This is a genomic window from Bacillus sp. z26, assembly GCF_058313635.1.
This window is the reverse complement of record NZ_JBZFQM010000002.1, coordinates 270031-282901: the sequence shown is the minus strand read 5'-3', so window position 1 is coordinate 282901 and position 12871 is coordinate 270031. Positions and strand designations below refer to the sequence as shown.

General features: G+C 36.5%; 12 protein-coding genes. 8 read left to right on the top strand and 4 right to left on the bottom strand.

The window, feature by feature from the left end; genetic code table 11:
- Positions 1 to 89 precede the first annotated feature (89 nt).
- Complete coding sequence (gene tdh, locus AC4G3K_RS06590; protein WP_491076968.1) at positions 90 to 1130, top strand: L-threonine 3-dehydrogenase; 1041 nt, start codon at positions 90 to 92, stop codon at positions 1128 to 1130.
- A gap of 109 nt (positions 1131 to 1239) precedes the next feature.
- Positions 1240 to 2418 carry a glycine C-acetyltransferase gene (locus tag AC4G3K_RS06585; RefSeq protein WP_491076969.1) on the top strand — a complete coding sequence of 393 codons (1179 nt, stop codon included), beginning with the start codon at positions 1240 to 1242 and terminating at the stop codon, positions 2416 to 2418.
- 96 nt (positions 2419 to 2514) lie between these two features.
- Here the strand turns inward: AC4G3K_RS06585 and AC4G3K_RS06580 are convergent, their stop codons facing one another.
- Positions 2515 to 3075, bottom strand: coding sequence for a GNAT family N-acetyltransferase (locus AC4G3K_RS06580; protein ID WP_491076970.1), 561 nt, complete (start codon positions 3073 to 3075; stop codon positions 2515 to 2517).
- A 452-nt stretch (positions 3076 to 3527) separates the two neighbouring features.
- On the opposite strand from AC4G3K_RS06580, the gene lepB reads away from it, so the two are divergent.
- The 5 genes from lepB to AC4G3K_RS06555 all read left to right on the top strand — a co-directional run bounded on the left by lepB (position 3528) and on the right by AC4G3K_RS06555 (position 9037).
- On the top strand, positions 3528 to 4082 hold the full coding sequence (gene lepB, locus AC4G3K_RS06575; RefSeq protein WP_491076971.1) for a signal peptidase I: 555 nt from the start codon (positions 3528 to 3530) through the stop codon (positions 4080 to 4082).
- Between the two features lie 479 nt (positions 4083 to 4561).
- Complete coding sequence (miaB, locus tag AC4G3K_RS06570) at positions 4562 to 6100, top strand: tRNA (N6-isopentenyl adenosine(37)-C2)-methylthiotransferase MiaB (RefSeq protein ID WP_491076972.1); 1539 nt, start codon at positions 4562 to 4564, stop codon at positions 6098 to 6100.
- Between the two features lie 2 nt (positions 6101 to 6102).
- On the top strand, positions 6103 to 6534 hold the full coding sequence (locus AC4G3K_RS06565) for a YlbF/YmcA family competence regulator (protein ID WP_491076973.1): 432 nt from the start codon (positions 6103 to 6105) through the stop codon (positions 6532 to 6534).
- A gap of 228 nt (positions 6535 to 6762) precedes the next feature.
- A complete protein-coding gene (locus AC4G3K_RS06560; RefSeq protein WP_491076974.1) occupies positions 6763 to 7974 on the top strand; it encodes a phospholipase D-like domain-containing protein in 1212 nt (403 codons plus the stop codon).
- A gap of 73 nt (positions 7975 to 8047) precedes the next feature.
- The gene (locus AC4G3K_RS06555; protein WP_491076975.1) at positions 8048 to 9037 is read left to right on the top strand and encodes a Gfo/Idh/MocA family protein; all 990 of its coding nucleotides are present in this window, start codon (positions 8048 to 8050) and stop codon (positions 9035 to 9037) included.
- Between the two features lie 234 nt (positions 9038 to 9271).
- Here AC4G3K_RS06555 and AC4G3K_RS06550 read toward each other — a convergent pair whose 3' ends face one another.
- The 3 genes from AC4G3K_RS06550 to AC4G3K_RS06540 all read right to left on the bottom strand — a co-directional run bounded on the left by AC4G3K_RS06550 (position 9272) and on the right by AC4G3K_RS06540 (position 11862).
- Positions 9272 to 10033: a TPM domain-containing protein gene (locus tag AC4G3K_RS06550; RefSeq protein ID WP_491132865.1), complete on the bottom strand. Its 762-nt coding sequence runs from the start codon at positions 10031 to 10033 to the stop codon at positions 9272 to 9274.
- Complete coding sequence (locus AC4G3K_RS06545) at positions 10033 to 10608, bottom strand: LemA family protein (RefSeq protein ID WP_491076977.1); 576 nt, start codon at positions 10606 to 10608, stop codon at positions 10033 to 10035. Before AC4G3K_RS06545 ends, AC4G3K_RS06550 begins: the two co-directional genes overlap by 1 nt.
- 540 nt (positions 10609 to 11148) lie before the next feature.
- Positions 11149 to 11862: a DsbA family oxidoreductase gene (locus AC4G3K_RS06540; RefSeq protein ID WP_491132864.1), complete on the bottom strand. Its 714-nt coding sequence runs from the start codon at positions 11860 to 11862 to the stop codon at positions 11149 to 11151.
- A 292-nt stretch (positions 11863 to 12154) separates the two neighbouring features.
- Between AC4G3K_RS06540 and AC4G3K_RS06535 the strand changes: the two genes are divergently transcribed.
- Positions 12155 to 12685: a GNAT family N-acetyltransferase gene (locus tag AC4G3K_RS06535; RefSeq protein ID WP_491132863.1), complete on the top strand. Its 531-nt coding sequence runs from the start codon at positions 12155 to 12157 to the stop codon at positions 12683 to 12685.
- The last annotated feature ends 186 nt before the right edge of the window (positions 12686 to 12871 follow it).

The window sequence follows — 12871 nt, the reverse complement described above, 5'->3', positions numbered from 1 at the left end:
CGTCATACATGGAATGATCTATTTACATGATTGTGATAAAAATTTACAATTTTGGTATTAAGATGTATTTGATAAGGAGAGTGTATACGGTGGATGGAAAAATGAGAGCGATTGTAAAACACAAAAGGGGTTATGGAGCGGAACTTCAATTCATCGATATTCCTTCTATTAAAGAGAATGAAGTGTTGATCAAGGTGAAGGCGACATCTATATGCGGCACAGATGTCCATATATATACATGGGATGAATGGTCACAAAACCGTGTTAACCCGCCTTACGCATTCGGACATGAATTTTCAGGCGAGATTGTGGAAGTAGGAGGTAAAGTACAGGATTATTATGTAGGTGATTATGTTTCTGCAGAGACACATCTAGTGTGCGGAAGTTGTCCCCAATGTATGAATGGGCAATATCATATATGTAAAAACACCAAAATAATTGGAGTTGATACCCAAGGGTGTTTTGCTGAATATATAGCTTTACCGACATCCAATCTATGGAAAAACCCGAATGATATGCCGATTGATGTAGCATCCATTCAGGAACCGATGGGGAATGCGGTTCACACTGTATTATCAGGTGATGTGGTTGGAAAAACAGTTGCGATTATCGGTTGTGGTCCAATTGGAATAATGGCAGTTGGAGTGGCAAAAGCAGCAGGTGCCTCAAAGGTTATTGCACTTGATATTAATGAATACCGTTTAGGATTGGCTGGGAAGCTCGGAGCTACTGTAATGATAAATTCAGCCAAGACAAATCCTGTTCAGGCAGTTTATGATTTAACGAATGGAAATGGGGTTGATGTTGTTTGTGAAATGAGCGGTCATCCTATTGCCATTGATCAAGGGTTTAAAATGATTACAAATGGAGGCAGGTTTTCTATATTAAGTTTACCCCCTAAGCCTGTATCACTTAATATCACCGAGGATATCGTTTTTAAAGGTGTAACTGTGCAAGGGATCACAGGAAGACAAATGTTTAAAACATGGCAGCAGGTTTCCAGGTTGCTGGAATCAGGGCAGGTTGATGTTAAGCCATTGATCACCCACCACTTCTCTTTAGAGGAATTTGAGAAGGGCTTTGACCTTATGATTAAAGGTGAGTGTGGAAAAGTAGTATTACTCCCATAGTAGAGTATTTATAGAAGAAGATTGATAATTAAATTCAGTACTATTGATATAATGAAAGAATATAGGGAATAGAAGAGGTATAAAAATAGTATGATAAGGAGGAAGCAATTTGAAGGGGTTTGAATATTTGCAAACAGAGTTAGATGAAATGAAAGGAGCAGGAATGTTCCGTACATTGATACCTTTGGAATCAGAGCAAGGTTCTAAGGTCGTGATTAATGGAAAAAAAGTAATTCAATTGTCATCTAATAATTATCTTGGTTTAACTTCACATCCACGCTTGAAGGATGCCGCGCTTGATGCGACTGAAGAATATGGTGTAGGGACTGGTTCAGTCCGCACAATAGCGGGTACCTTTGACATGCATATGGAATTAGAAGAAAAATTGGCGAAATTTAAACATACGGAAGCGGCGTTGGTATTTCAATCTGGATTTACTACAAACCAGGGAGTTTTATCCGCCATCCTTACGCAGGAAGATGTGGTCATTTCAGATGAATTAAACCATGCTTCCATAATCGATGGAATCAGATTAACAAAAGCTGCTCGACGAGTATATAAGCATGTCGATATGGAAAGCCTTGAAGATGCTCTAAAAGAAACACAATCCTACCGTAAACGCTTAGTTGTTACAGATGGGGTATTTTCAATGGATGGAAATATTGCTCCTTTACCTGCGATTGTAGAATTAGCAGAGAAATATGATGCACTTGTTATGGTTGATGATGCGCATGCCTCAGGAGTCTTAGGCAAGAATGGGCGTGGTACTGTCAATCACTTCGGTCTCGATGGACGTGTTCATATTCAAGTAGGTACGTTAAGTAAGGCCATTGGTGTTCTTGGAGGATATGTGGCAAGCAGCCGTACCATGATTGACTATTTAATTCATAAAGGCAGACCATTCTTATTCAGTACTTCACATCCGCCGGCAGTGACAATGGCTAATATAGAAGCTATCGATGTACTATTGGAAGAACCAGAATTAATAGATCGGTTATGGGAGAATACGAAATTCTTTAAAAAAGGGCTCGAATATATGGGGTTTAACACGGGCAAAAGCGAAACGCCAATCACTCCGGTTATTGTGGGAGATGAGGCTCTGACACATCAACTGTCTGATAAATTACTGGAATACGGGGTATTTGCTCAAGGGATTGCCTTCCCGACTGTTGCAAAGGGGCTTGCACGGGTCAGGACCATCGTGACAGCAGCGCACTCTAAAGAAGAGCTGGCCAAGGCATTGAACGCATTTGAGAAGGCGGGTAAAGAGCTTGGGATTATTAAGTAGAGAAGATAGTAGATAAAATAAACGTTGTTTAAAAGAATATAAGAATTAAGAGAATAAGCATTCATTCAAGATCAACTTGAATGAATGCTTATTTGTCTAGTTGGCTTTCTGTTTATTCCAGTCATCTCTGAGTAAACCATATACATGTACATCATGGAAGGAGCCAAATCTGAAAATTTCATTGCGCAATGTACCTTCTCTACTAAAATGACATTTTTCGTATGAACGAATGGCATTAGCATTAAAACTAAACACATGCAATTTAATTTTTTGGATGTGGATATAATTAAAAACAAATGAAGTTAATGTATTCATAGCATCTGTGCCAAAGCCTTTATTTTGCCACTTGTCCCCAATGGAGATCCCAACAAAACATGTGCTGTTTTTCCAATTAATTACGAATACACCGCATGAACCAATGAGTTCATTCGATTCCTTCTCAAAAATCCCAAACATAAACTCTTCTTTTTTCCCACTAATCGTTTTGAAAAAATTTGTGTGATCTTCAAAGGTTAATGGAAATGGAATATCATCATTTGCAAGTAATAGTGTACTAGTTTCATTCTCGATTTTAGCAAAGCGTTCAAAGTGATCTTGTTCCATTTGTTTCAATAAGATAGTTTGACCAGCTAAATAATCATCAAAAAATTGTTTCATTTTTTTCTCCCTTTAATAAGGGGTGCAGTTGGAGATACACTCCCTTAGATTTTTTGTTGGGTAAACAAAACCTCTACTGCAATTTTCGCTAACATATTCACAACTCCTTTTAATTGATACTTTAACTATATCTTAATACCAATTATTTGAAAATTAACATTTCATATTTAAGGATTATTTATTTAATTTACATAGAGCTTAGTATCTTATTTTTCACCTGTTTGCTTAATACTTTATTTGATCTGTACTCTTTTCTATCCAACTGTTTTTTTATAATAACCTATCTATAACGCCAAGGGATTCAATTAATAAGAAATGCTAGCTTATAAAAACCTATCAAGGACTATCATCTCTTTTATCTTCACTCCCGCGTTTGTATTATTCTTCGTAAGGGAATGAATGAAGAAGAATATTGAGCGGGAGTACATGATTGAGTTTAAAGGAGTATGTGTATGAATGAAAAAGCGAGTTTTGGAAAAGAAGTTATATCGGTTTTTAAATCTGTCATATTAGCGATTATTCTTGTTACTTTAATGCGTCAGTTTGTTTTTACACCTACTACAGTGAGGGGAGAATCTATGCTTCCTTCTCTTCGGGATGGCAATCGGGTTATATTAACTAAAATGACAGCGATTGATCGTTTTGATGAGGTCGTATTTCATGCAACTGATTCATCTGATAATTATGTAAAGCGTGTCATTGGCCTTCCTGGAGATACGATTGAAATGAAAAAGGATATCCTTTATATCAATGGCCAAGCCTATGATGAACCTTATTTAGAAGAATTTAAGATGGATTTGCAAGCAATGGAACGATTGACAGAAGATTTTACATTAAACAATTTGACTGGTGAACATAAAGTGCCAAAAGGACAGATGTTTGTTCTTGGGGATAATCGTTTAAACAGTAAGGACAGCAGAATTTTTGGGTTTGTGCCGATGGAAAGAATAATCGGAGAAGTGAAACTGCGTATTTGGCCTATCAATGATATTGGATTTGCAAAGTAAAATGAATAGATTATGTTGTGAGATGATGTTTGTCTGTTTTATATCAAGGAATGCAATTGGTATAAGACAGACAAACATTTTTTTTTATGTAATGTGTAGAGGTTAAGAAACGGGTAGGTTACCTGAAAAAAGGATTTATTTATAATTTTCAAGATTTATTAGATTGATGAATATATAGACTGGGTAAATGGACGATTTCCAAAAAATGACCTATATATGGTTAACAATAAAAGGTATCCGTTTTAAATGTCTTGTTTAGGCCAAAACAGGCTATTTTCTACTTCATATTGAGAAATTTGCCCAAGTCCATTATACTAAATGAATGTGACAACGTTATTTAAAATACAATTCCACTACTTTTTGTAGTTGTAATTTTTGATTTTAATGTTATTAAGATTGTGTTATGTGTGGGTTTGTTTTATTGAAATACAATATTTAGATTTTATAATTTAAGTGCAGATATATGGAAGGGGATTTATATGAACGAACAGCAACGATTGGATACAACGACCGCTGTTAAAACTGACAAAAAGCAAGAGAAGGATTATAGTAAGTATTTTGAAACGGTTTATATGCCACCATCCTTAAAAGATGCTAAGAAACGCGGTAAAGAAGCGATTAATTATCATAAGGATTTCAATATTAATGAACAATTCCGTGGTATGGGTGAAGGACGCAAGTTTTATATCCGTACATACGGCTGCCAAATGAATGAGCATGATACTGAAGTTATGTCTGGCATCTTTTTAGCTCTTGGCTATGAGCCAACTGACAGTGTAGACGATGCCAATGTCATATTATTGAATACATGTGCTATTCGTGAAAATGCGGAAAATAAAGTATTTGGAGAGCTTGGTCATTTAAAAGCGTTGAGAAAAAATAGACCTGATTTATTGTTGGGTGTCTGCGGTTGTATGTCTCAAGAAGAATCTGTCGTGAATAAAATTTTGCAAAAGCATGCATTTGTTGATATGATTTTTGGAACACATAATATCCATCGTTTGCCTGAAATTTTGATGGAAGCTTATATGTCCAAAGAAATGGTTATTGAAGTATGGTCCAAGGAAGGGGACATTATTGAGAACCTTCCAAAAGTTAGAAAAGGAAACATCAAGGCTTGGGTTAATATTATGTATGGTTGTGATAAGTTCTGTACGTACTGTATTGTTCCATTTACACGCGGAAAAGAACGGAGCCGCAGACCGGAAGATATTATTCAGGAAGTTCGCCAGCTTGCAGCACAAGGGTATCAGGAGATTACCTTGCTTGGGCAAAACGTAAATGCATATGGTAAGGACTTCGAGGATATAAACTATCGCTTGGGTGACTTAATGGATGAGATCCGTAAAATAAATATTCCGCGTGTGCGCTTCACGACAAGCCATCCCCGTGATTTTGATGATCATTTGATCGAAGTTCTGGCTAAGGGCGGCAACATGATGGATCATATCCATTTGCCTGTTCAATCTGGTAATAATGATGTCTTAAAAATCATGGCTCGTAAATATACACGTGAACAATACTTGGAACTGGTACGTAAAATAAAGGAAGCGATTCCTAATGTCACACTGACGACTGATATTATAGTTGGCTATCCGAATGAAACGGACGAACAGTTTGAAGAAACGATGTCCCTTTATAAAGAAGTGGGATATGACTTAGCTTATACATTTATCTATTCTCCGCGTGAAGGTACGCCGGCAGCAAAAATGAAAGATAATGTTCCAATGGAAGTGAAAAAGGAACGTCTCCAACGCCTGAATGCTTTGGTAAACGAAACTGCCAATAAAAAGAATCAAATTTACATGAATCAGATTCTCGATGTTTTAGTTGAAGGGGAAAGCAAAAACAATCCGGATGTACTGGCAGGTTATACGACTAAAAATAAATTGGTTAACTTTAGAGCTCCTAAATCTGTTATCGGGAAAATTGTAAAAGTAAAAATTACAAATGCTAAAACATGGTCACTCGATGGTGAGTATGTAGAAGAAACTAATGAGATAGAGGTGGGGGTTTAAGAATGGGGAATTACACGAAAGAACAAATTATTGACAGAGCAAAAGACTTGGCTAAAATGATTTCAACTACAAATGAAGTTGATTTCTTTAAACGAGCGGAAGCGCAAATTAACGAAAATAAAAATATAGCTGAGTTAATGTCAGTAATCAAGGGGTTACAAAAACAGGCGGTCAACTTCCAACATTATGGAAAAATAGAAGCATTGAAAAAAACAGAAGAAAAATTAGCTAAGGTAGAACGTGAACTGGATGAACTTCCAATCGTTCAGGAATTTAAACAGTCACAATTAGAAGTGAATGATCTTCTACAAATGGTGGCTACGGTGATCTCCAATACAGTAACGGATGAAATTATAAAAGCAACTGAAGGTGATTTGTTACGTGGAGAAACTGGCTCAAAGGTAAAAAATAATTCCCACAGCCATAGCTGCTAATTGAATACAGCCTCACATTGCCTCCTTATTTGGAAGGTGCAATGTGGGTTTTTTTTTATGTTGAATGATGATGGAATAATCTTATATCAAGGAAAAATTTATAGGGGATCTGATAGTCAATAAGGGCAGCTCTATCACTGCTAAAACATAAAATAAAACGGATGCTTATAACATATACTAAGCAAAAATGGAGATGGAACCCTTATCTTCAATCAAAGGACAGTCAGTATGTTAAAAAAGATAATTGTATACATCATTAATGCTCTCTTGCTTATGATCGCCTTTATAGGGTCGCTTTTAGTCTATGTTCATTTTGATATTAAAGCAGGAAGAGAAGCGGCGGAAGCAGATAGCCAACCTCATACCTATCCGATTCGCAATAGCAATTTTGGATTGTATACGGATTGGAAAACCTTTTATCCTCAGTTTTCAAAAGATATTGTAGAGGCTAAGAAATATGTATATATTCATTATTTTTCAATCGGAAATGGTGAAGCAAGCAAAAAATTCTTCGATTTATTGAAGAAAAAAGCGGATGAAGGAGTCGATGTTTATTATTCGGTTGACCGAGCCGGATCTCTAAAGGGTAAGAATGAGTGGTTTGATGAACTTAAGAAAGCAGGGGTTCATATAACCTATAGCAATGATCCCCATTTTCCTCATATTTGGTACTCCATCCAGCATCGGAACCATCGCCGAATAGCTGTGATAGATGGGAAAATTGGCTACACAGGTGGACTAAATGTAGCACAAAAATATACAAAAGATACGTGGCATGATTATCAAATTCGCATGACTGGTGAGGGAGTTCAGGATTTCGAAAAACAATTTTGCGAGGATTGGAAGGTAAATACAGGTAACTCTCCACCCATACATAAGATTTCCTTGGAAAAAGGAGACACCAATCATTATTTAAAAGTTTATTCAAGCGGGTTCGGATTGGTTGAAGATTTTATTAAAGAATTCGATAGTGCCAAAAAGCAAATCATTATTGCAACACCTTACTTTATTCCGGATAATCGTCATTTTATGGATGCCTTAAAACAGGCGAGAAAAAGGGGTGTAGAGGTTACCATTATGTGGCCTAAACATTCGGACGGTTTAATGTTAACCCAAGCTGCTTATCCATTTGTGAGGGAAGCACTTGAAAACGGTATGAGAGTATACCAATATGAAAAAGGAATTTTCCACGGGAAGGTTGTGTTGATTGATCAAACAAGATTAATGATTGGAACCGTTAATATTGATTCGCGTTCTTTTAGATTGAATGATGAAATGAATCTGTTTATGAAATCCTCACCATTCAGTCAAACAGTTCAAAAACAATTAGAGGTTGATCTGAAGGATTCAAAAGAAATTAAATTGGATTATTTTGATAATCTGAAAATGAAAGATAAAATATTGATGAAAATTGCCAAATATGTACATTATTATCTATAATAGGAATAACTTCTAAGAAACGGATCATGATCATGATTCGTTTTTTTTAGGACTTTGGAGAGGAGATAGAAGAATGCCAAAAATAAAATGGGGTATTTTAAGTACGGCAGATATTGGACAAACTCAAGTAATTCCCGCCATTAAACGTTCTTTCCATGGAGAGGTTACAGCCATTGCCAGCCAAAGCCAAAAGGCAAAGGATGTGGCTGCAAACTTGGAGATTCAAAAAGCATATGATTCATACGAAGAATTAATAGCAGATCCTGAAATTAACGCCGTATATATTCCACTACCGAACCATTTGCATGCTAAATGGGCAATTGAAGCAGCAAAAGCAGGTAAGCATGTATTGGTGGAAAAGCCGGCTGCTTTGACAGCTGCGGAGACGATCGAAATGGTAAATGCCTGTGAGCGTTATGGTGTGAAATTCATGGAAGCCTTTATGTATCAATTTCACGCCCAGCATAAACGTGTAAAAGATATCATTAAAACTGGGGAGATTGGTGAAGTAAAGTATATGTATGCCAGTCATTCATTTTTATTGAGTGATGATGAGGATAATATCCGGTTATCTTTCGAAAAAGGGGGAGGAGCTCTATATGATGTTGGCTGCTATAACATCCATGCCATCAGACATATTTTGGGAGCTGAACCTGTAGATATCATGAGTTTTGCTGAGATGAATAACCCTTATGGTGTCGACTTAACGACAACAGCACATTTGAATATGGATAATGGTGTGCGCGCGATGTTTGATTGCAGTTTTGAAATGACCAATCGTAATGAATATCGTGTGGTTGGCACTTTAGGAGAAATTATATGTAGAAATGCTTACCGTCCGGATCTTGTTGGACATCAAGGTACATTGCTGGTTAAAAGCGGGGGAGAGACGCGAAAAGAAGTGATTATATGTGATCAATATATGATGCAAGTGGATCATTTTGCAGAATGTATACTTAACAATCAAGAACCATCTTATACCCCCTGGGACACGGTACAAAATATGAAGGTGATTGAAGCCTGTTACGAATCGATGAAAACACAGAGTATGATTAAATTGTAATCATAGGGGCTGTGACAGAACTGAAATATCCCCTTCTAAAGTTTAATGTTTAGCAGACAATCAATAGATGGAGAATAATAAAAACCGAACTATTCCGAAACTTATGAATGAACTGCACCTCAATTGTTAGATATGATGTGTTTAACAATTGGGGTGGTGCAGTTCATGAGAGTTTTGAAAAATAGTTCGGTTGTTTTCATTGCTGGAAATTATTTGTCTAAAGCCTCTTATTGACTACCAGCCTCTAGATGCCCCTCCGCCGCCGGCTGAACCGCCACCGCCGCCGCGGTTTCCACCTCCACGGCCTCCACCGTTCCTGGTAAATGCAGACAGGATGTGCAGTAGCATATAAGTAAACGTGCCGCCGAAGAAAGTCATGTCAATAATGATAAAAATTAAAATTATAGCACCTATTAATATCTTTTTCCAGGTTGCCATACCGCCTTCGTTATTTTCTTCAGATACAAAAGCTTTTGAATCAGTTGATTCATTCAACTGATATTCCTCCGAGACGACGTTAAATAATTCTTTATACGTATTCATAACAGCATCGCCCGGTTGGTTAGATTTCATATAAGGAATTGTATAGGTATCGAGTATTCTTCCAACCTTCCCATCAGGCAGGGCACCTTCAAGACCATATCCCACTTCAATACGAGCCTTACGATCTTCTGTAGATAGTAGTAAAAGGACTCCGTTATTAAGCTCTTTATCACCAAGTTCATAGGTACGGAAGGCTTCCAGTGCGTATTCTTCAGGTGTTTGATTTCCCAAAGACTGTACAGTCAATACAGCAATCTGAGCTTTTGTTTGATCCTCTAGCGTACGACCTAAGCGGATTAATTCTTGTTTCTCTTGTTCATTCAATAGATTGGCAAAATCCTGAACGTAAATATCTCCTTGAGGAGTGGGAACAGCTGCAGAAACCGGGCCTCCAATCAGGCTGACCACAAAGCATATGAATATCGCCAGTGAGAGGAGAATCTTTTTAAACATCATTCTGTACCATTAAAATCTACTGTTGGTGCCTGTTCTGCGCCATCAGCAGCTTTAAAATATTCCTTGCTGTCAAAATTAAACATGCCGGCAATCAAGGCTCCAGGGAATTGCTTTACCTTTTTATTGTAAGCTGATACCTCTGTATTATAATCCTGTCTTGCTACGGAAATCCGATTCTCTGTACCGGCAAGCTCATCCATTAATTGTTGGAAATTTTGGTTAGCCTTTAGATCTGGGTAGTTTTCAACTACAACCAATAGCCGATTTAATGCACCTGTCAGTTCATCATTGGCTGTTGCTTGTTCCTGTGGTGTATTGGCACCAGCAAGTTTTGAGCGGGCAGTTGAAACATCATTGATAACCGATTCTTCATGCTCAGCATACCCTTTAACGGTATTAACTAAATTAGGTATTAAGTCCATTCTTCTTTGTAATTGATTATCGATTTGGGAATAAGCTTGATCGACATTTTCTTCTGCGTTGACAAAACCATTATAGCTTGAAGCAAACATAGCAATAATGATGCCTACGACGACAACTCCTGCGATTAATATGATGGTTCCTTTTTTCAAAATTGCAACACTCCTTTTTACTGTATAACGTTAGTCAGCGAAAAAAGTTTCATTAATTATCATACCCGTAAATTTATAAATGCAATCTTAATAAAAGGTAGACTGGTATGTTTATGCTTGAAGTTTGAAAGAAATAGGAAATCGGAAGGGTCATTCACAAGGATTGGCTCAAATGGAAATCGGAGAATTAATGGGTTGTTCGGCTAAAGTTATACCAAAACGACTAACCTGTTTTCACTTAAAGAATATGACGGAGGTTGCCTAGTGATTATCTATTTGAACAATGTGCAAAATCTTCATAGTAGAAAAACATCCAGTCAGCATGATGAAGTCTACACCGTAACAACTGAAAATATAACCACGTAGGGGGAAAATGCCATGATCCCTCATGATGATTAATAATACATGATTTAGTAGATGATCCTTTTTGACTAATTATTATAATAGTATTGTTTTTTAAATAGAGTTTAAAATCATCTTCCTTATAATAAAACGCGAGGAGGCTGATTAAATATGCCTTCCCGCGTCTTTATAAAAATACTATGAACCGTAGCATTCATCATCTGTACAAAATTCGCTTTTGCTCCGAAATTTTTTATCAGGCAGTCTGGTTATATTCTGTTCCTCGTCCCATACTTCTTGCAAGGCTTCTTTAAACGTAGCTATGCTTTGGGCTCCCGAGATTGCATATTTATTATTAAAGACGAAGAAAGGTACTCCTTGAATTCCAATTTCTACTCCTGTTTGGATATCCTGATTCATTTGCTCCGTATAGTGTTCTGTTTTTAGCACATCCAGAATCTCATTTTCGGGGAGTCCTATTTCCGTAGCTAATTTCAGTAGGACTATGTGGTCTCCTATATTCAGCGATTCTGAAAAATAGGCTCTAAATAAACGTTCTGCCATCTCAGGACCTTTGCCATGTTCTTCAGCATAATGGGTGAGACGGTGTGCATCTTTTGTATTGGTGAGAATCATCGTGTCAAAGCGGAACATAAGCCCAACTTCACGAGCCTGTTCTGTTATATGTTCATTCATTTTTTTTGCGTGATCAACTGTAGTGCCGTATTTAGCAGCAATAAGATCATGAATATTTGAATTTTGATTCCTGGGTGCATTAGGTTCAAGTTGATAGCTGTGAAAATGCACTCCAATCTGATCTTTATGTGTAAAATCAGCTATAGCCGCTTCTAATCGTCGTTTTCCTAAATAACAGAAAGGACAAGCATAATCAAACCATATATCAATTTCCATAATCCAGCCTCCCTGGTCATTCTTGTTGTATGCTCAAAGTATACATTTCCATCTACTTGTTGACAATTTACCTGCTTGTCAGCAAATTTAGCTATATTATGTTCATCCATAGGATTGCTCTGTATTTATACTAAAGTACATATTGTGTAATGACGATGACGATAAAGTTATTTAAAAATATAATATTCCTTATATTATGAATGGGAGCGGGTTAAATAAAGACGAATTGAAGGAAATTGCCTAATCAGAAGCGAATTATCTACCTATTATTACCAAAAAGTGAGGAATATTTATGCTGCTTGAATATAGGAATTTAAAGGTTCGAAAATTAGAGAAAAAGGACAAGTTTCTGTTAGTAAAATGGCTATCAAACCCATTGATTCTAGAATTTTATGAGGGTAGGGACAATCCGCATAATTTAGAAAAGGTCGAAAAATCTTTTTATACCCCTAATGATAATGAGGTTAGATGTATTGTGAAGTTCGAGGATAACGATATTGGGTATATTCAATTTTATCCATTAAGTGAAGAAAGCAAAAAAGACTATGGATATTCGGAAGAGAATGTTTATGGTACAGACCAATTTATTGGCGAAGTAGAGTATTGGAATAAAGGGATTGGAAAATTGCTTGTATCATCGATAGTTGATTATTTAATTGAAGAAAAGAAAGCAAAAAGAGTAGTGATGGATCCTCGTTTAATTAATACAAGGGCTATCAGATGCTATGAAAAATGTGGATTTAAGAAAGTTAAAATACTTCCTAAGCATGAGTTACATGAAGGTGAATATCAGGATTGTTGGTTAATGGAATACCGTAAATAATTAAACTAGTAGGGCTGCAACAATACTTTTTTGTTTGTCTCTTTTATCTGCCTTTTCATTACACTCAAATACCTAGATTTAGCCGATTTGGATGAGAATCTTGTTGAAAACAGATAAGAAAACAAACCTTTATCCCCTCTATTACCATATTTTAATAAAATTAAGTGAAATTATGTCATTTATTTA

Coding starts and splice junctions, on each gene's coding strand:
- AC4G3K_RS06580 (WP_491076970.1), bottom strand. CDS start 3,075: ATGAAACAATTTTTTGATGATTATTTAGCTGGTCAAACTATCTTATTG.
- lepB (WP_491076971.1), top strand. CDS start 3,528: ATGAATGAAAAAGCGAGTTTTGGAAAAGAAGTTATATCGGTTTTTAAA.
- miaB (WP_491076972.1), top strand. CDS start 4,562: ATGAACGAACAGCAACGATTGGATACAACGACCGCTGTTAAAACTGAC.
- AC4G3K_RS06565 (WP_491076973.1), top strand. CDS start 6,103: ATGGGGAATTACACGAAAGAACAAATTATTGACAGAGCAAAAGACTTG.
- AC4G3K_RS06560 (WP_491076974.1), top strand. CDS start 6,763: ATGTTAAAAAAGATAATTGTATACATCATTAATGCTCTCTTGCTTATG.
- AC4G3K_RS06555 (WP_491076975.1), top strand. CDS start 8,048: ATGCCAAAAATAAAATGGGGTATTTTAAGTACGGCAGATATTGGACAA.
- AC4G3K_RS06550 (WP_491132865.1), bottom strand. CDS start 10,033: ATGTTTAAAAAGATTCTCCTCTCACTGGCGATATTCATATGCTTTGTG.
- AC4G3K_RS06540 (WP_491132864.1), bottom strand. CDS start 11,862: ATGGAAATTGATATATGGTTTGATTATGCTTGTCCTTTCTGTTATTTA.
- AC4G3K_RS06535 (WP_491132863.1), top strand. CDS start 12,155: ATGCTGCTTGAATATAGGAATTTAAAGGTTCGAAAATTAGAGAAAAAG.